30 protein-coding genes are annotated in these 24480 nt (G+C 62.9%); 16 read left to right on the top strand and 14 right to left on the bottom strand.

Translation table 11 applies throughout. From position 1 onward, the window contains the following. Window positions 1-4: 4 nt before the first annotated feature. The 3 genes from ACP7EG_RS17745 to fumC form a co-directional block, all read right to left on the bottom strand. On the bottom strand, window positions 5-289 hold the full coding sequence (locus ACP7EG_RS17745; protein WP_426088682.1) for a hypothetical protein: 285 nt from the start codon (window positions 287-289) through the stop codon (window positions 5-7). Between the two features lie 125 nt (window positions 290-414). Beyond that, window positions 415-636, bottom strand: a complete 222-nt coding sequence (locus ACP7EG_RS17740; protein WP_071079051.1) for an RNA-binding S4 domain-containing protein — start codon at window positions 634-636, stop codon at window positions 415-417. A gap of 96 nt (window positions 637-732) precedes the next feature. Continuing rightward, window positions 733-2127: a class II fumarate hydratase gene (fumC, locus tag ACP7EG_RS17735; protein ID WP_426088681.1), complete on the bottom strand. Its 1395-nt coding sequence runs from the start codon at window positions 2125-2127 to the stop codon at window positions 733-735. 172 nt (window positions 2128-2299) lie between these two features. Here fumC and ACP7EG_RS17730 point away from each other — a divergent pair, with 172 nt between their 5' ends. Next, a complete protein-coding gene (locus ACP7EG_RS17730) occupies window positions 2300-3433 on the top strand; it encodes a type IV pilus assembly protein FimV (protein ID WP_426088680.1) in 1134 nt (377 codons plus the stop codon). 156 nt (window positions 3434-3589) lie between these two features. On the opposite strand, the gene ACP7EG_RS17725 is transcribed toward ACP7EG_RS17730, so the two are convergent. The 3 genes from ACP7EG_RS17725 to ACP7EG_RS17715 all read right to left on the bottom strand — a co-directional run bounded on the left by ACP7EG_RS17725 (window position 3590) and on the right by ACP7EG_RS17715 (window position 5166). Continuing rightward, window positions 3590-3742 (bottom strand): hypothetical protein, encoded by a 153-nt coding sequence (locus ACP7EG_RS17725; protein WP_426088679.1) that lies wholly within the window; start codon window positions 3740-3742, stop codon window positions 3590-3592. A gap of 120 nt (window positions 3743-3862) precedes the next feature. Next, window positions 3863-4102 carry a flagellar protein FliT gene (locus ACP7EG_RS17720; RefSeq protein ID WP_426088678.1) on the bottom strand — a complete coding sequence of 80 codons (240 nt, stop codon included), beginning with the start codon at window positions 4100-4102 and terminating at the stop codon, window positions 3863-3865. 236 nt (window positions 4103-4338) lie between these two features. Beyond that, window positions 4339-5166 (bottom strand): HDOD domain-containing protein, encoded by an 828-nt coding sequence (locus ACP7EG_RS17715; protein ID WP_426088677.1) that lies wholly within the window; start codon window positions 5164-5166, stop codon window positions 4339-4341. 151 nt (window positions 5167-5317) lie between these two features. Between ACP7EG_RS17715 and ACP7EG_RS17710 the strand changes: the two genes are divergently transcribed. The 3 genes from ACP7EG_RS17710 to ACP7EG_RS17700 all read left to right on the top strand — a co-directional run bounded on the left by ACP7EG_RS17710 (window position 5318) and on the right by ACP7EG_RS17700 (window position 8451). Beyond that, a complete protein-coding gene (locus tag ACP7EG_RS17710) occupies window positions 5318-7381 on the top strand; it encodes a M13 family metallopeptidase (protein ID WP_426088676.1) in 2064 nt (687 codons plus the stop codon). 69 nt (window positions 7382-7450) lie between these two features. Beyond that, the gene (locus tag ACP7EG_RS17705; protein WP_426088675.1) at window positions 7451-8101 is read left to right on the top strand and encodes a class I SAM-dependent methyltransferase; all 651 of its coding nucleotides are present in this window, start codon (window positions 7451-7453) and stop codon (window positions 8099-8101) included. 164 nt (window positions 8102-8265) lie between these two features. After that, window positions 8266-8451 carry a CsbD family protein gene (locus tag ACP7EG_RS17700; protein ID WP_116743435.1) on the top strand — a complete coding sequence of 62 codons (186 nt, stop codon included), beginning with the start codon at window positions 8266-8268 and terminating at the stop codon, window positions 8449-8451. 79 nt (window positions 8452-8530) lie between these two features. Here ACP7EG_RS17700 and ACP7EG_RS17695 read toward each other — a convergent pair whose 3' ends face one another. Together ACP7EG_RS17695 and ACP7EG_RS17690 are read right to left on the bottom strand one after the other, a co-directional pair. Beyond that, complete coding sequence (locus tag ACP7EG_RS17695) at window positions 8531-10741, bottom strand: S9 family peptidase (protein WP_426088674.1); 2211 nt, start codon at window positions 10739-10741, stop codon at window positions 8531-8533. 202 nt (window positions 10742-10943) lie between these two features. Further along, window positions 10944-12338: an MATE family efflux transporter gene (locus tag ACP7EG_RS17690; RefSeq protein WP_426088673.1), complete on the bottom strand. Its 1395-nt coding sequence runs from the start codon at window positions 12336-12338 to the stop codon at window positions 10944-10946. Between the two features lie 188 nt (window positions 12339-12526). On the opposite strand from ACP7EG_RS17690, the gene ACP7EG_RS17685 reads away from it, so the two are divergent. The 6 genes from ACP7EG_RS17685 to ACP7EG_RS17660 all read left to right on the top strand — a co-directional run bounded on the left by ACP7EG_RS17685 (window position 12527) and on the right by ACP7EG_RS17660 (window position 17099). Further along, the gene (locus tag ACP7EG_RS17685; RefSeq protein ID WP_426088672.1) at window positions 12527-12736 is read left to right on the top strand and encodes a beta/gamma crystallin-related protein; all 210 of its coding nucleotides are present in this window, start codon (window positions 12527-12529) and stop codon (window positions 12734-12736) included. A 202-nt stretch (window positions 12737-12938) separates the two neighbouring features. After that, a complete protein-coding gene (locus tag ACP7EG_RS17680; RefSeq protein ID WP_426088671.1) occupies window positions 12939-13811 on the top strand; it encodes a beta/gamma crystallin-related protein in 873 nt (290 codons plus the stop codon). Window positions 13812-13913: 102 nt separating this feature from the next. After that, window positions 13914-14885 (top strand): beta/gamma crystallin-related protein, encoded by a 972-nt coding sequence (locus ACP7EG_RS17675; RefSeq protein WP_426088670.1) that lies wholly within the window; start codon window positions 13914-13916, stop codon window positions 14883-14885. Window positions 14886-15044: 159 nt separating this feature from the next. Further along, on the top strand, window positions 15045-15731 hold the full coding sequence (locus tag ACP7EG_RS17670; protein WP_426088669.1) for a beta/gamma crystallin-related protein: 687 nt from the start codon (window positions 15045-15047) through the stop codon (window positions 15729-15731). A 132-nt stretch (window positions 15732-15863) separates the two neighbouring features. Then, the gene (locus tag ACP7EG_RS17665; protein WP_426088668.1) at window positions 15864-16784 is read left to right on the top strand and encodes a DnaJ C-terminal domain-containing protein; all 921 of its coding nucleotides are present in this window, start codon (window positions 15864-15866) and stop codon (window positions 16782-16784) included. Between the two features lie 3 nt (window positions 16785-16787). Then, window positions 16788-17099: a MerR family transcriptional regulator gene (locus tag ACP7EG_RS17660; protein WP_071079037.1), complete on the top strand. Its 312-nt coding sequence runs from the start codon at window positions 16788-16790 to the stop codon at window positions 17097-17099. A 3-nt stretch (window positions 17100-17102) separates the two neighbouring features. On the opposite strand, the gene ACP7EG_RS17655 is transcribed toward ACP7EG_RS17660, so the two are convergent. Further along, window positions 17103-17330 carry a hypothetical protein gene (locus ACP7EG_RS17655; protein ID WP_071079036.1) on the bottom strand — a complete coding sequence of 76 codons (228 nt, stop codon included), beginning with the start codon at window positions 17328-17330 and terminating at the stop codon, window positions 17103-17105. Between the two features lie 149 nt (window positions 17331-17479). Next, complete coding sequence (locus ACP7EG_RS17650) at window positions 17480-18394, bottom strand: LysR family transcriptional regulator (protein WP_426088667.1); 915 nt, start codon at window positions 18392-18394, stop codon at window positions 17480-17482. Between the two features lie 134 nt (window positions 18395-18528). On the opposite strand from ACP7EG_RS17650, the gene ACP7EG_RS17645 reads away from it, so the two are divergent. Beyond that, the gene (locus tag ACP7EG_RS17645; protein WP_426054661.1) at window positions 18529-19134 is read left to right on the top strand and encodes an FMN-dependent NADH-azoreductase; all 606 of its coding nucleotides are present in this window, start codon (window positions 18529-18531) and stop codon (window positions 19132-19134) included. A 102-nt stretch (window positions 19135-19236) separates the two neighbouring features. Then, window positions 19237-19782 carry a nuclear transport factor 2 family protein gene (locus ACP7EG_RS17640; protein ID WP_426088666.1) on the top strand — a complete coding sequence of 182 codons (546 nt, stop codon included), beginning with the start codon at window positions 19237-19239 and terminating at the stop codon, window positions 19780-19782. Window positions 19783-19799: 17 nt separating this feature from the next. Here ACP7EG_RS17640 and ACP7EG_RS17635 read toward each other — a convergent pair whose 3' ends face one another. Next, window positions 19800-19991 carry a hypothetical protein gene (locus ACP7EG_RS17635; protein WP_426088665.1) on the bottom strand — a complete coding sequence of 64 codons (192 nt, stop codon included), beginning with the start codon at window positions 19989-19991 and terminating at the stop codon, window positions 19800-19802. A 140-nt stretch (window positions 19992-20131) separates the two neighbouring features. Between ACP7EG_RS17635 and ACP7EG_RS17630 the strand changes: the two genes are divergently transcribed. Then, window positions 20132-20386, top strand: a complete 255-nt coding sequence (locus ACP7EG_RS17630) for a hypothetical protein (protein ID WP_071079033.1) — start codon at window positions 20132-20134, stop codon at window positions 20384-20386. Here the strand turns inward: ACP7EG_RS17630 and ACP7EG_RS17625 are convergent. Next, the gene (locus ACP7EG_RS17625; RefSeq protein ID WP_426088664.1) at window positions 20368-20607 is read right to left on the bottom strand and encodes a TIGR02450 family Trp-rich protein; all 240 of its coding nucleotides are present in this window, start codon (window positions 20605-20607) and stop codon (window positions 20368-20370) included. The genes ACP7EG_RS17630 and ACP7EG_RS17625 overlap by 19 nt on opposite strands. 71 nt (window positions 20608-20678) lie before the next feature. On the opposite strand from ACP7EG_RS17625, the gene ACP7EG_RS17620 reads away from it, so the two are divergent. Both ACP7EG_RS17620 and pncB read left to right on the top strand, forming a co-directional pair. Next, window positions 20679-21542: a cysteine hydrolase gene (locus tag ACP7EG_RS17620; protein ID WP_426088663.1), complete on the top strand. Its 864-nt coding sequence runs from the start codon at window positions 20679-20681 to the stop codon at window positions 21540-21542. Between the two features lie 77 nt (window positions 21543-21619). Next, window positions 21620-22810: a nicotinate phosphoribosyltransferase gene (pncB, locus tag ACP7EG_RS17615; protein WP_219133235.1), complete on the top strand. Its 1191-nt coding sequence runs from the start codon at window positions 21620-21622 to the stop codon at window positions 22808-22810. Between the two features lie 166 nt (window positions 22811-22976). On the opposite strand, the gene ACP7EG_RS17610 is transcribed toward pncB, so the two are convergent. Both ACP7EG_RS17610 and ACP7EG_RS17605 read right to left on the bottom strand, forming a co-directional pair. After that, window positions 22977-23276 (bottom strand): antibiotic biosynthesis monooxygenase family protein, encoded by a 300-nt coding sequence (locus tag ACP7EG_RS17610; protein WP_096234226.1) that lies wholly within the window; start codon window positions 23274-23276, stop codon window positions 22977-22979. A gap of 66 nt (window positions 23277-23342) precedes the next feature. Further along, on the bottom strand, window positions 23343-23696 hold the full coding sequence (locus ACP7EG_RS17605; protein WP_426088662.1) for a hypothetical protein: 354 nt from the start codon (window positions 23694-23696) through the stop codon (window positions 23343-23345). 171 nt (window positions 23697-23867) lie between these two features. Between ACP7EG_RS17605 and ACP7EG_RS17600 the strand changes: the two genes are divergently transcribed. After that, a complete protein-coding gene (locus tag ACP7EG_RS17600) occupies window positions 23868-24449 on the top strand; it encodes a DJ-1/PfpI family protein (protein ID WP_426088661.1) in 582 nt (193 codons plus the stop codon). Window positions 24450-24480 lie beyond the last annotated feature (31 nt).

Genomic DNA, 24480 nt, shown 5'->3' with positions numbered 1-24480 from the left:
CTGTTTACTCGAAGGCCCGCAGCAGGCGCGCTTCGCCCGTCTGATCGCGGTACAAGGCATTCGCGGCCAGGGTGGCGTCCATCATGCGCGTCACTTGCTCCTCTTCAAAGCGGGCCAGTTCGGCCGTGGCCGCGACGAGGGCCAGTTCCAGCCTGGCGCGCGCGCTCTGATACAGGCTGCTGGTGTACTTGTCTGTGTTACGCAGTAATTCTTCCGCGTTTTCTATCACCTGGCGCAAGTCGCCGATCAGGCGTTCCTGGCTGCGCGTACCTTGTGCGGGCTGGTCCATGGCGCTTCCCTTCTGCAATCGATATTTATCTGGCAATAACGACGTGTTGCAGCTTGATCCGGGCAGCCGGGCTGGCAGGCAGGTTGGCTGGACGCATGGGTCTGCTTTCGCACCCCATGCCGGGATCAGGCGGGAGCGACGACCGTGATACGGATATCGCCCACGCTGACGACCTGGCCCGCGCGGATCTTGGCTGTCTTGCGCAATTCCTTCTTGCCATCGACCTTCACCACGCCGCTATCGACCATGACCTTGCCTGCGCCACCGCTGTCGCATAAGCCGACCAGCTTCAACAGCTGGTTCAGCTCGACGAACTCGGATGTTAAATCAAAGCTTACTTTTTGCATTGTATCCCTTATTGCAACGATGTGTTTTCAACACTGAAAGACAGTGTCAACTAAGGTCATAGTTTACATGAAGCGAGGGATAATGCAGGCTGAGCCTTAACTTTTGTTGGGCTGCGTCATCTCCAGTGGCACGATCCACGCACTGAATTGCTCTTCCGTCACAAAGCCCAGGGCCAGTGCCGCTTGCTTCAGGGTCGTGCCTTCATGCTGGGCCTGCTTGGCGATTTGCGCCGCCTTGTCGTAGCCGATGTGGGGCGCCAGGGCCGTGACCAGCATCAGGGAACGTTCCATCAGTTCGGCGATGCGACCACGGTTCGGCGCGATGCCGTGCGCGCAATGCACGTCGAAGCTGCGCATGCCGTCGCCCAGCAGGCGCGCGCTTTGCAGGAAGTTGTGCGCAATCAAGGGCTTGAAGACGTTCAGCTCGAAATTGCCCGAGGCGCCGCCCACCGTGATGGCCACGTCGTTGCCGAACACCTGGCAGCACAGCATGGTCAGTGCTTCGCACTGGGTGGGATTGACCTTGCCCGGCATGATGGAACTGCCTGGCTCGTTTTCAGGGATGGTGATTTCACCGAGGCCGGAACGGGGGCCGGACGCCATCCAGCGCACGTCGTTGGCGATTTTCATCAGCGCCGTGGCCAGGGTTTTTAAAGCGCCATGGGCGGCGACGAGCGCATCGTGGGCGGCCAGGGCGGCAAACTTGTTGCTGGCCGTCTCGAACGGCTGGCCTGTCAGGCGCGCCAGTTCCGCCGCAACGCGGCCGGCAAATTCCACGTGGGCATTCAATCCCGTGCCCACGGCCGTGCCGCCGGCGGCCAGCTGCAGCAGCGGCGGCAACGCTGCCGTGATGATGTGCTCGGCAAAGTCGAGCTGCGCCACATAGCCGGAAAATTCCTGGCCCAGGGTCAAGGGCGTGGCATCCTGCAAATGGGTGCGGCCGATCTTGACGATGTCGGCAAACTCCGTGGCCTTCGCGTCGAGCGTGGCGCGCAGTTGGCGCAGCGGCGGCAAGACCGTATTGGCGACGCTCAGGGCGGCCGCCACATGGATGGCGGTGGGGAAGATATCGTTCGAGGACTGGCCCAGGTTGACGTCGTCGTTCGGGTGCAGCAGGCGCGCCTCTCCCCGCAAGCCGCCGATCAGCTCGGAACCGCGGTTGGCCAGCACTTCATTCATGTTCATATTGCTTTGCGTGCCGGAGCCCGTCTGCCAGACGGCCAGCGGGAATTCTGCGTCATGCTTGCCGGCCAGCACTTCGTCGGCTGCTTGCGTGATGGCGATGGCCTTCTTGCCATCCAATAGGCCCAGGTCCAGGTTGACGTGGGCGGCCGCGCGCTTGACGGTGGCCAGGGCGGCGATCAGTTCAGGCGGCATCTTTTCCGTGGAGATATGGAAGTGCTCAAGCGAGCGCTGTGTTTGCGCTCCCCAAAGCCGGTCGGCGGGTACGTCGATCGGGCCGAAACTGTCGCGTTCGATTCTGCTACTCATGGCATCCCTTTCATCGATGGAGGTGGATCGAGTGTACTCCAGACGTCAAAAAGACACAGGATGATGCTGTATTGCATCATTTTTGCCATGGCCCATCTATATTTTTGCGATTTCCTGCCGTTAAAGAGAGACGAGTTCCCTTTATTTATCTTGTTATCAAAGCGATCAGTCCATGCAAAGCAGCATTGTTCCCCGTTGGTCCCTGATCGCGTGCGCCGCCGCCAGCCTGGCCTTGCCGCCCGTGATGGCGGCCGAACTGGGCGAGATGGCGGTGCTGTCGCATGTGGGGCAGCCCTTGCTGGCCGAGATTGAATTGACGGCTCTGGTGCCCGAAGATGTCAACGGCGTAAGCGTGCGCCTGGCCTCGCCCGATGTGTATCGGGGCGGCGGCATCGGCATGGACCCGGCCTTGCAAACCTTGACGATCAGCCCGCTGGAGCGGGGTGGGCGGCAGTATGTGCGCGTGACTACCCGGCAAGCGATCCAGGCGGGTCATGTGCATTTGTATTTGTTATTGGGCAGTGGTAGCGGCGCCGTCGTGCGCCTCGGTACGTTGTGGCTGACGCCGGCACCACCTGTCGCTGCCGCCGCCGCTGCCAGTGCGCCGGTCCGGCCCGTCATTCCGGCGCCCGTGCCTGTACCGCTGCCGCGCGCTGCGCCCGGCGCGCCGCCGCCCGATGCCGCCGCGCTGGCAGCCCGCGCGCGCGCCGAGGGTCTGGTGCGTCCGGCGCGCGTGTTTGTGCCGCCGCCCGCCGCGCCCATGGCGGCTGCCCCGGCGCTGCGCCCGCCGCCGTTGCGCCGCGCCAGGGCGCCCGTCGCCGCCTGCGCGCCCCAGGTGGATGCTGGGCAGGCGCAAGCGTGCGTGGCGCTGGATGAGAAAAACGCGGCCCTGAATGAAAAGCTGGGTGAATTGGAAGGCAAGATCGGCGCCTTGCAAAAAGCGCTGGCGCTGCCCGCCGCCACCACCGATGCCGTTTCCCCTGCTGTTGCGCCGGCCGTGGCGGAAGCGCCCCATGCCAAGCCTCAGCCCCTGCACGCGACGCCGGCAGCCGACAAGGACAAGGGCAAGGCAGCGGGCGGCAATGGCTTGCTGTGGCTGGGGTTTGGCACCGTGGCCTTCCTGTTGTTGACGGCGCTCATCGTGTATGTCGTGCGCAAGCACAAGCAAGCGGCGGGGCCGGGCGCGCCGTCGAAGTACTGGGTCCTGCTGCGCAAGCCGTTCGGCCGCAAGAAAGAAGTGCCGGTGCTGACGGAGGCGGTGGGGGAAGAAGTGGCCGAGGCGGAAGCGGAGCCGTTCTCGCGTTAATGCTGCTGCAAGACCGCGCTAAAAAATTTGATATAAAAAAAGATATTCAAAAAAGACAGAAAGTACCTGACTATCGTGTTGCCTATTTTTCAAAGATGGTGATATGATTAACTCAGTGGACTTGCTCTACGACAAAACAGTCCCAGCCTGTCGCAGTCACCAACGATAGTGTGGCGCGGCAAAACAGGTGTAGCGTTGCATAAACGCCTGGGTCTGGAAGCGGTTTGCGATGCCGACGATGTGCTCGCGAACGCCGGATGCAACCGGCAGCGAGGCGAACCCAGGAGATACCTGGGGTTCGCCTTCCAAATTTCCCCTCCTTGCTTTTTGAGTGCCGCAGATGGCGCGCTCCCTGGCACGGCGGCAGACGTAAAAAAAGCACCCGAGGGTGCTTTTATCGTTTTTGGCGTGGCAAGCTTGCATATTGAATTACATGCGAGCGTGCGATCCTGGCATGGAATTCGACAGCTGCGTCATCCATGGTTCCGTGATGGCGCGGATTTCGCGGTCATTCGCCAGGATTTGCTTGAGCAAATCGATCTTGCGCAGGCGCGAGGCGCCCGCCAGGGCAGGTACGCTGCCCGCCATGGTCATGCTGGCGGCGCTGGCGCACTGGTTTTCCAGGGTATCCAGGCCATCCCAGTCGCTCGAACGTGCGGCCACAACCATTTTTTTGGTCATTCCTGCAATATTTTCATACATCGAGAGAACGTCGTTGGAGGTCATGAGCACACCCGTAACTAGTGAATGGATTACCGCTTGTCCAGATTAGCGGCAGGTTCAGCGGGAACTTGAGGGTGTTTTTGAAAAAAAAGTAAAAATAATGTGTATGGTTTTGGCTGGCCGCCGGAATCGCCCGCAAAACCCGCATGGATGCTGGGGTGACGACTCCGGCCGCGATTGGTTTATTTGACGAGTTCTTCCAGTCCCGCGCTCAGTTCGGCAGGCGGCGGCATCCTGTCCACCAGCACCGAGGGCGGCAAACCGAGCGCTTCAGCCACTTCATTCGGGTAGCAGGCGATGATTTCTTCATTGCTCAACTGGTTTTCATCGATGCGCGCGCGCCAGGCGGCCAGGTGCACGATGGCGGCCAGGCGGTTCAAGGGCGCCTTGGCCAGCGGATCTGGAAAGGCGGCGATGGCCTCGGCAAAGGTGGCGGGGAGCTTCCAGCGGCGCGTCAGTTCGGCGCCCACTTGCGCATAGTCATAGCCCAGCGACACCCGTTCCGCATCGAGCCGGCGCGCATCGAGCGGCGGCGCGATCTTGTCGAGCTGCATGGCTTGCTCGGGCATGGCGGCATGGATCACCAGTTGACCGATTGCATGCATCATGCCGACGGTGAACGCCAGGTCCTGGTTGTCGCCCGTCTGCCTGGCGATCCAGCGGGCCGACACGGCGCTGTGCAGGCTGTAGCGCCAGAACTGCGGCAGATCCAGGCCGGGCACGGTCTTGTAGCCGCTGACCAGGCCCGAGCTGATGACGAGGGTGCGCACGGTCACAAAACCGAGCATCAGCACGGCGTCTTCCACCGTGCCGACGCTGCGCGAGACGTGGTAATAGGCCGAGTTGGCCAGCCGCAGCAGCTTGGCGCTCAGCACCGGGTCCGCTCCCAGTTGGCGCGCGATGTCTTCGGTGGCAATGGCGGGGTTGTCGAAACTGCGCACCAGTTCATTGACGATCTTCGGGGCGACAGGCAGGGCGTGGGGTTGCTGGAACAGCGCTTCCAGTTGCATGGCAATCTCCTTTGGCGTACACGCGGCACGGGGTCGTGCAACTATAAGCCGATTTTTGTCCCCATGAAAAAAAGTTTGGGGATGGTTGTCGGGCCCAAAAAAGATATGATTTCAGGCTATGATTTTGGCTATTTTCATCGAAAGGATCGCCATGCACGGTTTGCGTTTTTTCTGGTCCCGGACGCCAGTCCAGGCTGCCATCGTCCTCGCCCTGGCCGGCGTCTCGCTGGCCGGTTTCCCGGCCCAGGCGCACGGCCAGGCCGCCGGCTCCACTGCCGCTGTCCCCGTCAAAGTCTTGCCTGGCGACGACTTCTATGACTACGTGAATGGCGACTGGCTGCGCAGCACGCAGATTCCCGCCGACCGCAGCAGCTGGGGCTCGTTCGCCATCCTTGCCAACGCGACCAACGAGCGCATCATCGGCCTCGTCGAAGACCTGGCGGCCGCGTCACAGGCGGATGCCTCCGCGCGCCAGGTCAGCGATTTTTACCGTTCCTGGATGGATGAAGCGGCTATCGAAGCGAAAGGCTGGGCGCCGATCAAGCCACTATTGAGCAAGATCAATGGCATACGCGACCAGGCGGGCCTGGCCCGCGCGCTGGGCGAGAGCTTGCGCGCCGATGTCGATCCGCTCAACGCCACCAATTTTTATACGGAAAACCTGTTCGGCCTGTGGGTGGCGCAAGACTTGAACGACACCACACGCAATGTGGCCTATCTGCTGCAGGGCGGGCTGGGCTTGCCGGACCGCGCCTTCTACCAGGGCGACAGCGCGCGCATGCAGGGCTTGCGCACGGGCTACCAGGCGCATATCGCCGCCATGCTCAAGCAGGCCGGCTACAGCGATGCGCCGGCCCGCGCCGCGCGCGTGTTTGCGCTGGAGCAGCAGATTGCCGCCAGTCACGCCAGCCGCGAAGATTCGGCCGATGTGGCCAAGGGCAATAACGCGTGGCGCGCCGCCGACTTCGCCAGCAAGGCGCCGGGCCTGGACTGGAAAGCCTTCTTCCAGGCGGCCGGCCTGGGCCAGCAGACGGACTTCATCGTCTGGCACCCGACGGCCATGACGGGCAGCGCCGCGCTGGTGGCAAGCGTGCCGCTGGCCACCTGGAAGGATTTCCTCGCCTTCCACGCCATCAACCATTTCAGCACGATTCTGCCGAAGGCGGCCGCCGAGCAGCGCTTCGCCTTTTATGGCAGCACCCTGAGCGGCACGCCGCAGCAGTCGCCGCGCAGCAAGCGGGCGCTGGCCGCGACGAATGCGGCCCTGAGCGACGCCGTCGGCAAGCTGTACGTGGAACGCTTTTTCCCGCCGGAATCGAAAGCCCGCGTGCAGGATATGGTGACGAATATCGTCGCCGCCTTCTCGCGCCGCATTGACAAGCTGGACTGGATGGCGCCCGCCACCAAGGCGCAGGCGCAGGAAAAACTCAAGACCCTGTACGTGGGCGTGGGCTATCCCGAGCGTTGGGACAGCTATGCGGGCTTGCGCGTGGTGCGCGGCGATGCGCTGGGCAATGTGCAGCGGGCGGAACAGTTTCATTATCGCCAGGAACTGGCCAAGTTGGGCCAGTCGCCGGACCGCAAGGCCTGGGCCATGCCGGCGCAGCTGGTCAACGCCGTCAACCTGCCGCTGCAAAATGCGCTCAATTTCCCCGCCGCCATCCTGCAGCCGCCATTCTTCGACCCGCAGGCATCCGATGCGGCCAACTATGGCGGCATCGGCGCCACCATCGGCCACGAGATCAGCCACAGTTTTGACGACCAGGGTGCGCAGTTCGATGCCCAGGGCAAACTGCGCGACTGGTGGACGCCGGCCGACCTGGCGCATTTCCAGTCGGCATCCCAGCAGCTGGTGGCGCAGTTCGCGGCCTACAAACCGTTTCCCGACCTGGCCGTGAATGGCCAGCTGACCCTCAGCGAAAACCTGGCCGACCTGGCCGGCGTGGCGGCCGCGCATGATGCGTTCACCCTGTCGCAGCGGGGCAAGCCGGCGCAGGCGGACGCGGACCGCGATTTCTTCATCGGCTACGGCGTCAGCTGGCGCAGCAAGGCGCGCGAAGCGGCGGCGCGCCAGCAAATCCTCACCGATGGCCATGCGCCGGCGCAATACCGCGCCGCCACCGTGCGCAATCTCGACGCCTGGTATCCGGCCTTCGACGTCAAGCCGGGGCAGCAGCTGTACCTGGCGCCGGAACAACGGGTGCGCGTCTGGTAAGTGCGCTTGCGCTGCCGGCCGGGGAGCGGGCCGGCAGCTTAAAATGCACCCATCGATGACAGGAGCGCCATGAAGCCGACCCCGCAGCAAGATCAGCAAGACCCCATCCACGCCATCACGGGGCGCACGCTGGCCCATTACGATGCCAGCGCCGAGCAGTTTTTCGAAGGCACGCGCGAGCATGACGTCAGCCAGAACATCGCCGCGCTGCTGGCCGCCATCGGCCGGCCCGCGCCCCTGGATATTCTCGATCTGGGCTGCGGCCCCGGCCGCGACCTGAAGGCGTTCACGGCCATGGGCCATCACGCCACGGGCGTCGATGGCTGCCCCCGCTTCGTCGAGATGGCGCGTGCCTACAGCGGCTGCACCGTGTGGCAGCAGGATTTCGTCGACCTCGATCTGCCTGCCGCGCACTTCGACGGTGTGTTCGCGAATGCCGTGCTGTTCCACGTGCCCAGCGCGGCCTTGCCCGGCGTGCTGCGCGCCCTGTATTCCTGCTTGAAGCCCGGTGGAGTACTGTTCAGCTCGAATCCGCGCGGGCAGAACCAGGAAGGCTGGAATGGCGCGCGCTACGGCAGCTACCACGACGAAGCGACGTGGGCCGCGTACGTGCAGGCCGCCGGTTTTACCTTGATCGAGCAGTACTACCGTCCACCGGGCTTGCCGCGCGACCAGCAGCCATGGCTGGCTACCGTCTGGCGCAAGGATTTGACGGCCTGATCGACGATGTTGGCACTGTGTTAGGAACCGTACAGAACCTTTGATCCCCACTGCGTACTATGGACACATCGACACGCAGCAAGCAGTTTGCAACAGCGTGTGAGCCGCAGTACCGGCCCTTGCGGGCTGGACAACAGATGTACCAACTACAGTGAGGATCCACCATGAACAAAGATCAAGTCGAAGGTAAACTGAAGGAAGTCGGCGGTAAAATCCAGGAAGCCGCTGGCAAAGTCGTCGGCAGCGAAGAACAGCAAGCCAAGGGCCTGGCAAATCAGGTTGAAGGCAAAGTGCAGAAGAAAGTTGGCGATGTCAAGGATGCAGTAGAGACCATCACCCGCAAGCCATAATTCTGGCAGCACGAATGTAAAAAAAACCGCCGCCTGTCGCAAGACAGGCGGCGGTTTTTTTATTGGATGCAGCGCAAGCTTACTGTGCTGGCTTCATCAGGTTCTGCTTGAAGAACATCTCAATTTTCCTGTACACGTGACGCTGGCCCGCGCGCGACGAGATGCCGTGCTTGGCGCCCGGATACGTCATCAGGTCGAACTGCACGCCGCGGTTCACCAGCGCGTCGATCAATCGCGTGCTGTTGCTGAACAAGACGTTATCGTCGGCCATGCCGTGCACCAGCAGCAGCGGCGACTGCAAGCCGTCGAGGTGGGCGAACACGGTGCTGGCCTTGTAGCCATCCACGTTTTCCTTCGGCATGCCGAGGAATTGCTCCGTGTAGTGGGTGTCGTACAGCGACCAGTCTGTCACGGGTGCCACCGAGACGCCCATGGCGATCTTGCTTGATGCTGCCGACAGCAAACGCAGGGTCATGAAACCGCCGTAGCTCCAGCCGAACACGCCAATGCGTTTCGCGTCAACGAAACTTTGCTGGCCCAGCCAGTCGATGCCGACCAGTTGATCGGCCACTTCGGCCGCGCCAAGGTTATGGTAGATGGCGTCCGTAAAGGCGCGTTCGCGGCGCGAAGAACCGCGGTTATCCAGGCGGAAGACGACAAAGCCTTGCTGCGCCATGTATTGGTCGAAGTTGTTGCCCCAGCGGCGAGCCACGTGCTGCGAGTGCGGGCCGCCATACGTCGACAGGTAGACGGGATAGCGTTTGGTCGCGTCGAAGTTTGACGGCTTGACGATCGAATAGTGCAAGGTCTGGCCATCGTTGGCTTTCAGGGTGCCGTACTCCGTCGGCAGGTGATCGGCCTTGTACTTGAAATACGGGTGGCTGGCGTTGAGCGCGTTTTCTTCCAGCCAGCCCACCATCGAACCGTCCGGCCGGCGGATGCTCACCTGTGGCGGCGTGGCCGGGTCCGAATACGTGTCGACGAAGACTTCACCATTGCGCGAGAACGTCGTGTCGTGCCAGCCATCGGCTTTCGTCACGCGCTGCGCCTTGTCGGCCGTGCTGCCGTCCAGCGCCAGGGCGTAGGTCTGCTTGTCGATCACGGCGTCGCGGTTCGATGAGACGAACACTTTGCCGGTTTTCTGGTTCACGGCCAGCACGCCGTCGATGCCCCACTCGCCGGAAGTGACCGGGTGCAGCAGCTTGCCGCTCATGTCGTACAAATACAGATGGTTGCGGCCCGTGCGTTCGGACGACCAGAGGAAGGTGCCGTTCGACAGGAAGCGCAGGTCGTCATGGATGCTGACCCAGGTTGTCGACGTTTCCGTCAGCAGGGTGCGTTGCGCCAACGTGGCGGCATCGACCGCGACGAGGTCGAGGGTCTTCTGGTCGCGCGACTGGCGCTGGTAGACCAGCGATTTGCTGTCCGCGCTCCAGTCGGCGCGCACCAGGTAGATGTCCGGGTTCGTGCCCAGGTCCACCTGGCGCTGCACGCCCGTCTCCGGCGAGACGATCAGCAGCTGCACCAGCGCGTTCGGATCGCCGGCGGCAGGGTAGCGCTGCTCGACGACGTCGGTGCGGTCGGCGAAAATTTCGAAGCGGCGCACGACGGGCACGGGCGCTTCGTCATAGCGTTTGTAGGCGATGGCGGAATCGTCGGGCGCCCAGTAGTAGCCGGTGCGCTGGCCCATTTCTTCCTGCGCCACGAATTCGGCTTCGCCGTTGTGGATGGTGCCCTTGCCGTCGGTGGTCAGCTGGCGTTCCTTGCCCGTCTTGAGGTCGATCACATGGATGTTCTGGTCGCGCACAAACGAGACGTAGCGGCCTTTCGGCGAAATTTTCGGGTCCAGCACATTGCCCTTGGCGACCAGGCGCGCCTGGTCCGGGCGGGCCGCGTCGACCAGGTACAGATTGCCGGCCAGCGGCACCAGCAGCTGCTTGCCATCGGGCGACCAGCTGTAGCTGAGAATGCCATTCAGGCTGGCCGTGCGCTCGCGTTCGCGGCGCGCCTGCTCTTCGGGCGAAATCGTTTCATTCGGCACCAGCGCCTTCGAGTCGACCAGGCGGTGCGTGCTCTTGTCCTTCAGCTTGAATTCCCACAGGTCGAGCTGGAACTGGTTGTCGGCGCGGCCGCGCAGGAACGTGACGCGCTCGCCGTCGGGCGAGACCTTCAGGTTGCGCACGCCGGGGCCGGCCAGCGCCGGATCGGCGTGGATGCGTTCCAGGGTCAGCTTTTCAGCCGATGCGGGAACGCTGGCCATCGCGGCCAGAAAACAAAGAATAAAACGCATGGGTGTCTCGGTGATGGTAAAGGGATGGTCAAGCAGATGCTTGACGGCAAACGATACCAGAGCACGGCGTTTAATGCGATAGGGCCAGCCACGGAATAATCCGGAAATTGCCTTCTTTACTTTGGCGTAAAGAGTGGACCAGCGGTGCTTTGTATGGTGAAGCAGCAAGGGCGGCACGCATAAATTGTGTGCCGCCCCGTGTTCAATGCGCCGCGTGCAGGCGCTGCAGCGACAGGCGGTTCAGATACCAGGTCAGCAGCACGGCGGCCACCGTCAGGCCCGTGACGAGGCCGATCCAGAAGCCGGCGGCGGCCATCGGTTCGGCCGGCGACCAGATGAAGCCTTGCGGCGCGAGGCCCAGCACATAGCCGATGGGCAGCGAGAAACCCCAGAACGCCAGCAGCTGGATCAGCATCGGCTGGCGCGTCACCTTGTAGCCGCGAATGGCGCAGGAAGTGGCCACCTGCGTGGCGTCGGACAGCTGGAACAGGGCGGCGAACAGCAGCAGCTGCGCGCACAGTTCCTGCACCTGCGGATCGGACGTATAGGCTTGCGCGATCTGGTGGCGGAAGACGGTGATGACGGTGGCCGAGACGATGGCCGCCGTCAGCGACATGGCCACGCCCACCCACGAAATGAAGCGGGCGCGGCGCAGATTGGCTTCGCCCACGGCATGGCCCACGCGCGTCACCAGCGCGATGCCGAAAGTGAGCGGCACCATGAAAACGACGGATGAGAAATTGAGCGCGATCTGGTGCGCCGACACCTGGATCACGCCGAAGCGTGCCACCAGCAGGCTGATGACGCCAAAGGCGCTCACTTCGGCAAAGTAGGTCACGCCGATGGGCAGGCCCAGGCGCAGCATGGGGCCGATGGATGACGGCTGCGGCCATTCCCAGTGCGTGAATGGATACGTGGCATGGTAGGCGGGGGCGATCCTGATCCAGGCCAGCATGGCCAGCAGCATCATCCACACGCAGCAGGTGGTGGCCACGGCGCAGCCCACGCCGCCCATCTTCGGCATGCCCCAGTGGCCGTAGATCAGCAGGTAGTTGACGAGAATGTTTAGCGCCAGCGCGGCCAGCGCGATGACCATCACGGGCTTGGTCTGGTTGATGCTGGTGCTGTATCCATACAGCGCGCGGTAGGCGGCGAACGGCGGCAGCGCGCAGCTGATGATGTGCACGAACAGCTTGGCCTTGGCCGCCACGGCGGGTTCGAGCATCAGGTGGTCGAACACCAGCGCCGCCATGTTCGTCAGCAGGCAAGCCACCAGGCCGACGAGCAGCGCCTTCCACAGCGACTGGCGCACGATGTGCGGCACCTGGTCGTGGCGCGCGGCGCCGATTTCATGCGCCACCAGCGTATTGATCGCCATCATGATGCCGCTCACGGTGACGAGCACGATGGACCAGATGGCCGCGCCCAGCGACACGGCCGCCAGTTCCTTGGGATTCGTATGCCCCGTCATCGCCACGTCGGCCGCGCCCATGCCGACGGTGGCCAGCTGGCCGATCAGGATGGGCCAGGCCAGCTTCCATAATGAAGATACTTCGGTGCGGACGGCGGGCAGGGTGAACGAGGTCGTGTGTGGCATGGGTGGCAAGCTTAACTAAACATAAGATTCTACCGGCATTCGCCGTGCTTGTCCGCCGCGGCATCCCTGGCGCCCGGGCGCGGTAATCATTTGTTACAGCCAAGTGGGCCAGTCGCGGATAGACTGCGCGCTCTCTGGAAAAATGATCAAATAGTCACACCGTACTATCCTGACTATGGAGTAAGACCATGTTGAAGAAAGCCTTGAACTGCGCCCTGTTGCAGGGCGCCGCCATGACGGCCGAACTGGCCGGCGCCGGCGAACTGACCCTGTATTCGCGCGACGATTATCACGGCTGCTCGCACACCGTGCACGATGCCGTCGCCGACCTGGAAGACGTCCGTTTCAACGACACGACGCAAAGCATCCGCGTGCGCTCGGGACGCTGGAACGCCTGAGTAACCGCATTTCGTCGGTGCGCGAAGTGCGCTGACGCGGGGCTGGCAAGAGTGGCCGGTCCCTGCGGGGGGCGGCTATTGCTTTTGGTAACAATTTATTGTGCTTTTCCCATACTTTGTTACACCGTTTTTTCTACGGATGGCTACACTGACATCAGTTGTCATGTAGAACACTCACCTTTGCCGCCCCGGAGACCGCCCCATGAATCGCCCATTCGCCTTTGCACTGTTGTGCGCCAGTTCGCTGTTTGTCCACCTCGCGGCGCAGGCGGGTGAAATCCGCCTGTACACCGATGACAACTTCAAGGGACGTGTGGTCGTCTTGCGCGATACGACGGATGACCTGTCGCGTGTCAATTTCAATGACACCGTGTCGAGTATCCAGGTCGATTCGGGCAGCTGGGAAGTGTGCAAGGATGCCGATTTCAAGGGCGATTGCAAGACGCTGGAAAGCGGCGATTACCGTTCGTTGCCGGGCATGAACGACAAGATATCGTCCGTGCGCGAAATCGGCGGCGGGCAGGGGAGCGGCGGCAGCGGTGGCCGCCGCGCAGCGCTGGAACTGTATGCCGATGGCGGCCAGCGCGGCGCATCGGCGGGTGTCAATTCGGACCGCGATGACCTGGTCGACATCAGCTTCAATGACCGCGCCAGCAGCGCGCGCGTCGAACATGGCTACTGGCAGCTGTGCAGCGATTCCAACTACCGTGGCAGCTGCCGCGTGTTCGGCCCTGGCAGCCACGATGACCTGGGCAGCTTGAATGGGCGCGTGTCGTCGGCGCGCCTGGTCGATCCGCGCGAGGAGAACCGTCCGCAACATGACGAGGGCCTGGTGGTGCTGTATGGCCGCGCATTCCTGAAGGGGCCAGGGCTGCAGGTGAACCGCGACGTCAGCGACCTGGTACGTCTGAACTTCAACGACCAGGCCGAATCCATCGCCATCAACGAAGGCACCTGGGAAGTATGTACGGACTCGCAGTTCAACGGCAGCTGCGAGCGCATGGGACCGGGCAAGTATGAAGTGCTGAACACGGCGCTCGACAAGCGCATTTCCTCGCTGCGCCGCCTGTACTGAGCGTGTGATCGGGTTTTGTCCCTGGCCTTGTATTTGTTACACTAGCATCCTGGCGCAACAGCCAGGAAAATCATCACCAAAGAATGAAGAATGGAGTTAATCATGACGGGCCCTTTCAAACACGCGCTGGCATGCGCCGCGACCTTGCTGCTCTCGCTGGGGGCGCATGCAAGCGCCCATGCGGGCGATATCACCTTGTTCGAAGACGTTGAATTCCGTGGTCGCGCAGTGAACCTGCGCGAGACGACGGACGATTTGTCGCGCATGGGTTTCAACGACAAGACGTCGAGCATCCTGGTGCGTTCGGGCACGTGGGATGTGTGCACGGACTCCGGTTTTCGCGGCAATTGCAAGACCCTGGGGCCAGGCGAATACCGCTCGATGCCGGGCATGAACGACGCCATCACGTCGGTGCGCGAATCGGGCCGCGGCGATGGCTACAATCCGGCGCGTCCGGGACGTGATCCAGATCGTGGCAACGGCGGCTATGGCCGTGGCGGCACCCTGGAAGTGTATTCGGGCGCGGGCCAGAATGGCGGCTCGGCGCGCCTGAACCGCGATACGGACGATTTCGTCGGCATCGGCTTCAACGACCGCACCAGCAGCATCGTCATCCATAACGGCTACTGGCAACTGTGCAGCGACTCGAACTACCAGGGTACTTGCCGCATTTTCGGCCCTGGCCGCCACGACGACCTGGGGCGCGGCCTCGATGGGCGCGTGTCGTCGGCGCGCATGGTCGACGAACGCGAAGCGCGCCGCCAGCAGCAATATGAGCAGCCGCAGTACCAGCAGCCACAATATCAGCAGCCGCAGTACCAGCAGCGCGGCGCCGTCCTGCTGTTCCCCGAAGCGGGCATGCGCGGCGAACCGCTGGCGCTGGACCGCAATGCGGATGACCTGGTGCGCTACAACTTTAATGACCGCGCCTCGTCCATCATCGTCAACGAGGGGCAGTGGGAAGTGTGCAGCGATTCGAACTTCCGTGGCCGCTGCGAAGTGATCGGACCGGGCGAATATGGACGCCTGAGCGGCATGGAGAACCAGATTTCCTCGCTGCGCCGCGTGCGCTGATTTTCTCCAGTACACATGCTGACAGGCCGCCTGCCGGGTTGATCCCGCCGGGCGGTTTTTACATTCGCTGCCGTGCGCTGACATTTGCTTGCCCTTTGTTACACTCGCCGCCTGCCGCCTGGACTACACTGGCGAAAATGTCTCAGTATTGGAGTTGTCATGGTTCGATCTTTCCGGCCCGCGCTGCTGTGCGCCGCCACCTTCCTCGCCCCCCTTGCCGCATCCGCGGGCGAAATCACCCTGTTCGAGGACGCCGGTTTCCGCGGCCGCCCCGTCACCCTGCGTTCCGACACGGGCGATTTGTCGCGCATGGGCTTTAACGACAAGACCTCCAGCGTCATCGTGCGCTCGGGCACCTGGGAAGTGTGCAAGGACGCCAATTACCGCGGTAGCTGCCGTACCTTCGGGCCGGGGCGCTACGACAGCATGCCGGGCATGAACGACGCCATTTCCTCGGTGCGCGAAGCGGGACGCCCGGGCCATGGCGGCGGTGACCACCGTCCCTACCCGCCGCGCCCTCCGCGTCCGGAGCCGGAGCGTCCTCATCCCGGTTATCCCGGCCACGGTCATGGCGGCGGCCACCGTCCCGACATGAATGGCGCCGTGCTGATGTTTCCTGATGCCGGCATGCGCGGCCGGCCCGTGCGCCTGGACCGCGAGGTGCATGACTTGAACCGCTATGGCTTCAACGACCGCGCCGAATCGATCGTCGTCAATTACGGCCGCTGGGAGTTCTGCGTCGATGCCAACTTCCGTGGTCGCTGCGTGGTAATGGGGCCAGGCAGCTACGGCCGCCTGCACGGTGGCCTCGACCGCCGTATTTCCTCGCTGCGTCGCGTGCGCTAGGCGTTTTTCGCTGCCACCTTCACCGCCCGCGCGAGCTGTGCTCCGCGGGCGGTGTTGTATTGTGTGCACGCGTTGCCGGCGCCAATTCGTGTACTCTTCTCACAGGCAGTTCAACCATGGGGAGCAAGCGCGGTGGAATACAAGGACTACTACAAGGAGCTTGGCGTCGAGAAAACGGCGACCGAGGCCGAGATCAAGAAGGCGTACCGCAAGCTGGTACGTAAATACCATCCCGACGTGAGCAAGGAACCGGACGCAGACAAGCGCACCAAGGCCCTGAATGAGGCCTACGGCGTGCTGGGCGACGCGGAAAAGCGCGCCGCCTACGATGAACTGGGCCGCAACCAGGGTGCGCAGGGCCAGCCCTTCCGGCCGCCGCCGGACTGGGGTTCGGGTTACGAATCGTCGGGCGCCGACGACAGCGACTTCTTTGCCGACCTGTTTGCCCACGTGGGCGGGCGCCGCCGCGCCGGCGGCAGCTTCCAGATGCAGGGCGAAGACAGCCACGCCGCCATCACCATCGATTTGCACGACAGCTACCACGGCGCCAAGCGCCACATCGTCATGCGCGTGCCCGAAGCGGATGCGCAAGGCCATGTGGTGACGCGCGAGCGCACGCTGGAAGTGACGATACCGAAAGGCGTCACGGAGGGCCAGCAGCTGCGCATGAAGGGGCAGGGCAATCCCGGCAGCGGCGGCGCGCCCGCTGGCGACCTGTATCTGGAAATTCGCTTCCAGCCCGATGCACGCTACAAGGTGGAAGGGCGCGACGTGTTCGAGACGGTGCCCGTCACGCCATGGGAAGCGGCACTGGGCGGCGAAATCGCCGTGCCCACGCCATCGGGCACGGTGGCCGTCACGGTGCCGCCCAATTCGCAGACGGGGCGCAAGCTGCGCCTGAAGGGGCGCGGTATTCCCGCCGCCCAGCCGGGCGACCTGTATCTGCTGCTGGAAGTGGTGCTGCCGCTGGCGAACGATGACAAGGCGCGCGAATTGTATGCAACCATGGCGCGCGAGATGGCTTTCAATCCGCGCCAGAAGCTGGGAGGGTAAATCATGACAAACAAGGTAATTGGCGAACTGCTCGAAGATCGAGCCCTGAGCCTGGAGGAACTGGCGCGCGCCTGCGCCGTGGAGCCGGACTGGGTGGTGCGGCATGTGCAGACGGGCGTGCTGCTGCAAAATGGCCCGCCGGCGGGGCAGCTGACGGCCTGGCGCTTCACCAGCCTGGATCTGGTGCGCGCGCGCCGCCTGCACGAAATCGAATCCGTGTTCGATGCGAACGCCGAACTGGCCGCGCTGGTGGTCGATCTGTCGGAAGAAGTGGCGCGCCTGCGCCGCCGCCTGCACGTGCTGGGCGTCGAGTAACCCTTAGGCCGGGTCGCCGTGCCGCTGCACGGTGATCCTGCCGATATAAAACTGCCCATCGATGACCACCCGGTGCGGGATGCCGGCCACGTCGAAGCCGGGGCCGCCGTCTTCCATCCATTCCAGCGCCACGCTGTCGAACTGCTGCGGTGTCATGCGCAGCATCTGCGCCGTAATGACGAAGCGCGCGCCTGGTTTCTGTTTGTTGACGAAGTCGTCGATGCCGGCCATGTGAATCCTTGTAATTGAAAGTTGACCCAAGTAAAGGCCGGGGTCGGACCCTCAGGGGCAACCCGTCCCAATGGGACGGGTTGCGATCCCGCAGGGACCGACCCCAGTGTCTGCTGTTGGGGGCTAATCATACCTGTGGCTCACTTTTTCTAGAAGCCCTGCGCCAGCAACGGCAACTGCTCCGCAAAGCGCTCCGTCAGCCACTTGCCCGCCTGGCCGGGCGGCGTGTCGGCGCGCTGGATCAGGTAAATCGGATAATTCTCGCCCTTGTCGACGGCCAGCGGCAGGTGCACCAGCCGTCCCTGCGTCAAATCTTCGCGTACCATCGCTTCTGGCATGTTGCCCCAGCCCAGACCCGCGCGCAGCAAGGCGTGCTTGGAACCGAGGTCGCCCAGGCGCCAGTTGCGCAATCCCAGTACGCCGAAATCCTGGCCCTGCGTCAGGTCGCTGCGGTCGCTGAGCACCAGCTGCACGTGTTCGCGCGCCACGTTGGAGGCGATCGGGCCGTCCAGCTGCGCCAGCGCGTGGCTGGGCGCGGCCACGGGAATCAGGCGCACGTGACCGACGGCCAGGCGTTCGAAGATGCTGGCCGTGGCCGTCATCCAGCCGCCGAGGCCGATGTGGCAGCTGCCATCCATCACCAGCTGCGCCACGGCGCCCATGGCTTCGATGCGCAGGCGCAGGGCGACTGTGGGGAACTGCGCCTGGAAAGCTTCCAGAACGCGCACCAGCACGCAGGTGGGAAACATCACGTCGACCACCACCGACACTTCCGCCTCCAGCCCGCCGGCCAGCGCCTTGGCGCGCGCGCGCATGCCATCGACCTTCAGGGCCACGGCGCGCGCATCGGCCAGCAGGGCCTTGCCCGCGTCCGTCAGGGTGGGCTTGCGCTTGCCGCGGTCGAGCAGCACCACATTCAGTTGTTCTTCCAGGTTGGCGATGGTGTAGCTGATCACCGATTGCGTGCGGTGCAGCTGGCGCGCTGCATGGGCGAAGCCGCCCGCGTCGATGACGGCGACAAACACGCGCAACTGGTCGAGCGAAGGCTGGCCCGGTTCTCTCATGGAAACTCCCTATCTAAAAATTCGATGATAACCATTGATATTTATACAGTTTCATCGATGGTAGACCCGAACTATGCTGTGTGCAAGGGCTGCGACGTGGCCCATCCCCTCATCCATTTCCACAGGAGCAATTCATGAGCAAGGTCTTGTACATCAATAGCAGCGTGCGCAACAGCGGTTCCCTGTCGCGCCAATTGTCCGGCGAATTCGTCGCGAAACTGGCCGCGCAAGGCGCCAGCGTGGTCGAGCGCGACCTGGCCGCGCAACCCGTGCCGCACCTGACGGAAGAAGTGATGGGCGCCTTCTTCACCCCGGCAGAGCAGCGCAGCGCGCAGGCGGCCGCCGCCGTGCAACTGTCCGATACCCTGGTCGATGAATTGCTGGCCGCCGACGTGCTGGTGCTGGCCGCGCCCATGTACAATTTTTCCGTGCCCTCGACCCTGAAGGCGTGGATCGATCACGTGGCGCGCGCGGGCCGCACGTTCCAGTACACGGCGACGGGCCCCGTCGGCCTGGCGACTGGCAAGAAAGCGGTTATTTTTACGGCCAGCGGCGGCGTCTACAGCGCAGGCCCGGGCGCCGCGTATGACTACCTGAGCACCTATCTGCGCACGGCGCTGGGCTTCATCGGCATCACCGACATCGAGTTCGTGCAGGCCGAAGGCGTGGCCATGGGCGAGGATGCCGTCGCCAGCGCGATCGCCAAGGGCCGCGCTTCGATCGAAGCCCTGGCAGCCTGAACCAGGCCTTCAGAGGGGTTGCCAATCTGCCATGGTTGACATAAGCTTGCCGGCGGCACGCCCCGTGCCAGCCTGGCGAGCGGTTCGCCATGAAAGTCCCCCATGCACAAGTTGGCCAGCGCAGTACTGTTCGGATGTTCCCTGCTGGCGGCAGGCATGGCGCCAGCGCAGACTGCGCCAGCGGCGCCAGCCCACGTGGGCCGCCACGCCTCCACGCCCGAAGATATGCGCGCCATCGAAAAAGTCGTCGCCGACTTTCAGGCGGCCCTGATCGCCAAGGATGTCAAGCTGCTGTCGTCGCTGATGCTGCACACAAACATCCTGTTCGCCTCGCCGGCAGACGATGGTTTCATCAAGAAAATGCGCGACACGACGGACGTCCACTTCGACGGCGTCGCGGCGGCCGGCTATGTCGGTTTCGCCAACTTCATCCAGCGCGAACCGCAGCGCACGGAAGAAAAATTCTACAACGTCAAGATCACCCAGGACCGCCATGTGGCGTGGGTCAACTTCGACTACGAATTCTTCGTCGGCGACACATTGTCCAACTATGGCGTGGAAGCGTGGCAAATGGTCAAGCGCGATGGCGAATGGAAAATCCTCAGCGTCGTCTGGTCCATGCATGCCGCCGCCGAGGCAGGAAAATAGGCGCCAGCCATGCCGCGTCAGTCGCGCCGCAGTGTGCGCATTTCCAGCATGCCACCCGCGTTCAGTACAGGGTTGCCCTGCAATAATTTTTTCGCATCGTCTATACTTTCAGCTTGCACAAGTAGATAGCCCGACAAGTGTGCCTGCACCGGCCTGGCCGTTGCAAGCAGATGCTTGTGTGTCGTCATGCATGCAGATGATGTAGTCATTCATCCTTTTCTCCTGTGCCGCCTGATAAAAAGAGAGCTGAATTGAGTATCCTGAGCAATCGCGAGCGCATGGTTTTACCCTCACCGCGTCAGTCCGTAGAGACAAGCTGTCCGGCCATGTCATTTTTGGAGCGCACATCGTGCCGATAAAGTATGTTGATTTTTATGAAGTGAATTACACGGCAGAGCGCTTGCCGGGCTGCAAACTATGGGGCGCGTACGTCGCCATCTATGCCCCCTCGTCCAACCCCATGCACCGGGTGAATCTGCTGCGCAAGCGCCGGGTGTCGGCCGACCACCCGTTTACAACGGAAGCGGACGCCATGGCGGAAGCGGGCGAGGTGGCCGTCAAGCTGGTCGAGCGGCGCCGGCGCCGCTATGTCTTCCATCCCTGATGCCACTGCGCCGCATCTTGCAGCGCGCGCCATGGCAGGATTTGCACGCGGCCGGAATGCACGGCTTCCAGCGCCACGTGCGTGACGGGCTCATCGGGCGTGGCAGTTGCGCATAGCTTGATGACGAGGAAGTGTTTTTCCTTGTTGGCTGGCGTGACGGCCGTCCATTTGCTGTTGAGTAATTTGTTCGGACGCAAGTTATTGAGCTTTAGAAGGTTCATGGCGGCTCCCGGATTGGCGTGATGGTGATGTTGCCATTATCATGCAATACCCGCCACGCACGAGGACCGCCATGAAACGCCAGCTGCACCTGCTTGTCATCGATCCGCAAAACGATTTTTGTGATTTACCTCCCGCCTGGCTGCCGCAGGATGCGGCGCCGGCCCTGCCCGTGCCCGGCGCCCACGCCGACATGCTGCGTGTGGCGCAGCTGATCCGTGAAGGGGGCGGCGGGCTGACGCAGATCAGCGTGACCCTCGACGCCCACCACCGCTACGACATCGCCCATCCCGCCTTCTGGCGCACGGGCGATGGCGGCCCCGTTGCGCCGTTTACGCAGATCAGCGCGCAGCAGGTGCGTGACCGCCTGTTTCTGCCCGCCGCCAGCGGCGCCTTGCCGCGTGTGCTGACCTACCTTGATGCCTTGCAGCAAGCGGGGCGCTACCAATTGATGGTGTGGCCCGTGCATTGCGAGATCGGCAGTTGGGGCCAGAATATCCACGCGGCCGTGCGCGCCGCCTACAACGCCTGGGAAGTGGCCAACTTGCAAGTGGTGGCCAAGCTGAGCAAGGGTTCCAATCCGTGGACCGAGCATTACTCGGCCGTCATGGCGGAAGTGCCCGATCCTCAGGATGCGGCCACCCAGCTCAACCGCGCCTTCCTCGATACCCTGCTGCCGGCGCAGCAGATTTATGTCACGGGCGAGGCGGGCAGCCACTGCGTGAAAGCCAGCACGGAACACATCGTCGATTATCTGCAAGCGCAGCAAGGCAAGCCAGCCCTGGCGCGCCTGGTCTTGCTGACGGACTGCATGAGCCCCGTCACGGGCTTCGCAGCGCAGCAGCGCGACTTCCTGGCCGCCATGCACGAGCGCGGCGCGCGGCTGGCCACGTCCGCCGAGGTCTTGCCCGAGTTGCTGGCCAATGCGCTGGCCTGAGCCATTGTCGAGCGTGCCCTGCTGAAATGCTTGCGGTGGCGTACTATTCTGGCTTCAGGAAGTTGGAGAAAACACACATGACCCCGATAGTGCGCAGTTTGCTGGAAACCGATCTGTATAAATTTACAATGTGGCAAGCATTGCTGCACGGTCATCCGAATACCCATACCGAATATGAATTTGTCTGCCGCAACGCCACCGCCTTTCCTCTGGCCGAACTGAAGGTCGAGCTGGAAGAGCAGCTCGATCACCTGTGCTCGATGTCGTTTGCCGACGACGAGCTGGCCTATTTGCGCACCCTGCGCTTCATGAAGAGCGATTTCGTCGACTTTTTGACGGTGTTCCGCTTCCAGCGCAAGTTCATCGACGTCAGCACCGATGGCGACACCCTGCTGGTGCACGCAGCCGGGCCGCAGGTGCACGTGATGGGTTTCGAGATTTTCGTGCTGTACATCATCAACGAACTGTATTTCCGCCGCTTCGACCTCGATGCGGCCATGCGCGAAGGGCGCCACCGCCTGGGCTTGAAAGTGGCGGCCGTCAAGGAATTCGGCAAGCTGCCGCGGCGTAAACACCCGTTTGAATTTTCCGACTTCGGTGTGCGCCGGCGCTTTTCCGGCGCCTGGCACGACGAAGTGGTGCAGCGTCTGGCGCATGACGTGCCCGAGTATTTCAAGGGCACGTCGAATGTGTACCTGGCGAAAAAGCTCGGTATCGTGCCGATCGGCACCATGGCGCATGAATACATGCAGTCATTCCAGTCCTTCGGTGTGCGCCTGCGCGACTTTCAAAAGGCGGCTCTGGAAGACTGGGTGCAGGAATACCGCGGCGACCTGGGGATCGCCCTGACCGACGTGGTGGGCATGGATGCCTTTTTGGCCGACTTCGACTTGTATTTCGCCAAGCTGTTCGACGGCTTGCGCCACGATTCGGGCGACCCCGTCGAATGGGGCGAGAAGGCACTGGCCCACTATGCGGCCCTGCGCATCGACGCCAATACCAAGCGCCTCGTGTTTTCCGACGGCCTGGACCTGGACAAGGCCTTCGCCCTGTACCAGCACTTTGCCGACCGCATCATGACGGGCTTTGGCATCGGCACCAATCTGACCAACGACGTGGGTTTGACGCCGCTCAACATCGTCATGAAACTGGTGCGCTGCAATGGCCAGTCGGTGGCGAAATTGTCGGATTCACCGGGCAAGACCCTGTGCAAGGATGAAACCTTCCTCGCGTATTTGCGCCAGGTGTTTCACCATCCTGCCGTCTAAGCTGCGCCCAGGCGTCTATTCGTGGCGTAGGTCTGATTAGCGCGGCAAAGCTGCGCGTAATCGGACAAGTTCGCGGACACGTTCGCGGACACGTTCGCGGACAAACTCGCGGACAAACTCGCCGACAAGCTCGGCGGGCAGACGGTGTGCTGTGTGAAACCCCGACTTAAAACCCCGTGACCACCGTGTTCATGTGCTCGACCTGGGGCGGGGCGGCAAAGAATTCACCGACCAGGCCGCGCCATGCCTGGAAGTCGTCGCTGCCGCGGAAATGCACGGTGTGGTCTTCCAGGGTGCTCCAGCCGACCACCAGGCGGTAGGCATCGCCATTTTCGATCGAGCGCTCCAGGCGCATCGATTCGCAGCCGCGCGCGCGCTGGAACAGGGGCACGGCTTTGGCGACGGCCGCTTCGAAGGCGTCATGCGTGGCCGATTTGATCTGGATGTGGGCAATTTCATAAATCATGGCAAGTTCCACTGTGGAATGAAGGAAGCTGGATCTTGCCATAGTTTGGCCGCGCGGGGGAGGGTGTCAGCCCGCCAGCGCGTGTTTGCCGGCACCTGTGCCTGCACGCCTGCCTGCCGCGTGGCTGGCCGTGCGCTGTTCGATATCGCAGCCGTTGCAGGCCTGCACGATGGCGTGCGCCCGTTCGCGCTCTTGTGGCGTGCCGATGGCGACGACGAGGCGGAACATGCCGCGCCACGCCGCCTTGCCCTGTACGGGGACGGCTTCGTCGTCAACCGTGTCAAGCTGCACGGCGTGCGCGGGGAAACCAGCGTCGAGCAGAGCGCTACGGGCCTGCTGCGCATCGCTGAAATGGTCGAAGATACGGATCAGGGCCGCAGCGACAAGAGGGTTGGCAAGGGGGCTGGTGGAGGTGCTCATGGCCAGGCTTTCAGGGAGGGGTATCCGAGTTTGACCTGCGAGCCTGTAAGAAATTCTGTCTCAGCCTGTAAAATCCTCGATCAAGGCGCGAAAATTTGATAAATATCCAGTATGGCTGCCAAGTCGCGCTAAGATACGCCTTGCGGGATCAATCTTTCATAGGAGAACTAAATGGCAGCGAAGAAAATTCTGTTTTTGACCGGCGATTTTGCAGAAGATTATGAAACGATGGTGCCATTCCAGGCCCTGCTGATGCTCGGGCATACCGTGCACGCCGTTTGTCCCGGCAAGAAAAGCGGCGCGACGATCAAGACGGCCATCCACGATTTCGAGGGCGACCAGACCTACACGGAAAAACCGGGCCATTTGTTTACCCTGAACGCCAGCTTCGACGAGATCGATCCGGCTGACTATGACGCGGTGATGATCGCCGGCGGCCGCGCGCCCGAATACCTGCGCCTGAACGAGAAGGTCATCGCCGCCGTGCGCCATTTTGCCGACGCGGGCAAGCCTGTCGCCGCCGTTTGCCACGGCGCGCAATTGCTGGCCGCCGCCGATGTCATCCGTGGCAAGCGCATTTCCGCCTATCCAGCCTGCGCGCCGGAAGTGAAACTGGCGGGCGGCACGTATGCCGACATCGCCGTCACGGACGCCGTCACCGATGGCCAGTTCGTCACGGCCCCCGCCTGGCCCGCGCATCCGGCCTGGCTGGCGCAGTTCGTCAAGCTGCTCGGTACCGAGATTCATTTGTAACCTTCACCAGCCCGGCAGGCCGCAGCGCTTG

The sequence above is a fragment of the Janthinobacterium sp. PSPC1-1 genome, from assembly GCF_049897625.1.
In the GTDB taxonomy this organism is placed as follows: domain Bacteria; phylum Pseudomonadota; class Gammaproteobacteria; order Burkholderiales; family Burkholderiaceae_D; genus Janthinobacterium; species Janthinobacterium tructae.
The sequence above is the reverse complement of the archived record's forward strand: the minus strand, read 5'-3'. Positions and strand labels throughout refer to the sequence as shown.

Coding starts and splice junctions, on each gene's coding strand:
- ACP7EG_RS17745 (WP_426088682.1), bottom strand. CDS start 289: ATGGACCAGCCCGCACAAGGTACGCGCAGCCAGGAACGCCTGATCGGC.
- ACP7EG_RS17740 (WP_071079051.1), bottom strand. CDS start 636: ATGCAAAAAGTAAGCTTTGATTTAACATCCGAGTTCGTCGAGCTGAAC.
- fumC (WP_426088681.1), bottom strand. CDS start 2,127: ATGAGTAGCAGAATCGAACGCGACAGTTTCGGCCCGATCGACGTACCC.
- ACP7EG_RS17730 (WP_426088680.1), top strand. CDS start 2,300: ATGCAAAGCAGCATTGTTCCCCGTTGGTCCCTGATCGCGTGCGCCGCC.
- ACP7EG_RS17720 (WP_426088678.1), bottom strand. CDS start 4,102: ATGGTTGTGGCCGCACGTTCGAGCGACTGGGATGGCCTGGATACCCTG.
- ACP7EG_RS17715 (WP_426088677.1), bottom strand. CDS start 5,166: ATGCAACTGGAAGCGCTGTTCCAGCAACCCCACGCCCTGCCTGTCGCC.
- ACP7EG_RS17710 (WP_426088676.1), top strand. CDS start 5,318: ATGCACGGTTTGCGTTTTTTCTGGTCCCGGACGCCAGTCCAGGCTGCC.
- ACP7EG_RS17705 (WP_426088675.1), top strand. CDS start 7,451: ATGAAGCCGACCCCGCAGCAAGATCAGCAAGACCCCATCCACGCCATC.
- ACP7EG_RS17700 (WP_116743435.1), top strand. CDS start 8,266: ATGAACAAAGATCAAGTCGAAGGTAAACTGAAGGAAGTCGGCGGTAAA.
- ACP7EG_RS17695 (WP_426088674.1), bottom strand. CDS start 10,741: ATGCGTTTTATTCTTTGTTTTCTGGCCGCGATGGCCAGCGTTCCCGCA.
- ACP7EG_RS17690 (WP_426088673.1), bottom strand. CDS start 12,338: ATGCCACACACGACCTCGTTCACCCTGCCCGCCGTCCGCACCGAAGTA.
- ACP7EG_RS17685 (WP_426088672.1), top strand. CDS start 12,527: ATGTTGAAGAAAGCCTTGAACTGCGCCCTGTTGCAGGGCGCCGCCATG.
- ACP7EG_RS17680 (WP_426088671.1), top strand. CDS start 12,939: ATGAATCGCCCATTCGCCTTTGCACTGTTGTGCGCCAGTTCGCTGTTT.
- ACP7EG_RS17675 (WP_426088670.1), top strand. CDS start 13,914: ATGACGGGCCCTTTCAAACACGCGCTGGCATGCGCCGCGACCTTGCTG.
- ACP7EG_RS17670 (WP_426088669.1), top strand. CDS start 15,045: ATGGTTCGATCTTTCCGGCCCGCGCTGCTGTGCGCCGCCACCTTCCTC.
- ACP7EG_RS17660 (WP_071079037.1), top strand. CDS start 16,788: ATGACAAACAAGGTAATTGGCGAACTGCTCGAAGATCGAGCCCTGAGC.
- ACP7EG_RS17655 (WP_071079036.1), bottom strand. CDS start 17,330: ATGGCCGGCATCGACGACTTCGTCAACAAACAGAAACCAGGCGCGCGC.
- ACP7EG_RS17650 (WP_426088667.1), bottom strand. CDS start 18,394: ATGAGAGAACCGGGCCAGCCTTCGCTCGACCAGTTGCGCGTGTTTGTC.
- ACP7EG_RS17645 (WP_426054661.1), top strand. CDS start 18,529: ATGAGCAAGGTCTTGTACATCAATAGCAGCGTGCGCAACAGCGGTTCC.
- ACP7EG_RS17640 (WP_426088666.1), top strand. CDS start 19,237: ATGCACAAGTTGGCCAGCGCAGTACTGTTCGGATGTTCCCTGCTGGCG.
- ACP7EG_RS17635 (WP_426088665.1), bottom strand. CDS start 19,991: ATGACTACATCATCTGCATGCATGACGACACACAAGCATCTGCTTGCA.
- ACP7EG_RS17625 (WP_426088664.1), bottom strand. CDS start 20,607: ATGAACCTTCTAAAGCTCAATAACTTGCGTCCGAACAAATTACTCAAC.
- ACP7EG_RS17620 (WP_426088663.1), top strand. CDS start 20,679: ATGAAACGCCAGCTGCACCTGCTTGTCATCGATCCGCAAAACGATTTT.
- pncB (WP_219133235.1), top strand. CDS start 21,620: ATGACCCCGATAGTGCGCAGTTTGCTGGAAACCGATCTGTATAAATTT.
- ACP7EG_RS17610 (WP_096234226.1), bottom strand. CDS start 23,276: ATGATTTATGAAATTGCCCACATCCAGATCAAATCGGCCACGCATGAC.
- ACP7EG_RS17605 (WP_426088662.1), bottom strand. CDS start 23,696: ATGAGCACCTCCACCAGCCCCCTTGCCAACCCTCTTGTCGCTGCGGCC.
- ACP7EG_RS17600 (WP_426088661.1), top strand. CDS start 23,868: ATGGCAGCGAAGAAAATTCTGTTTTTGACCGGCGATTTTGCAGAAGAT.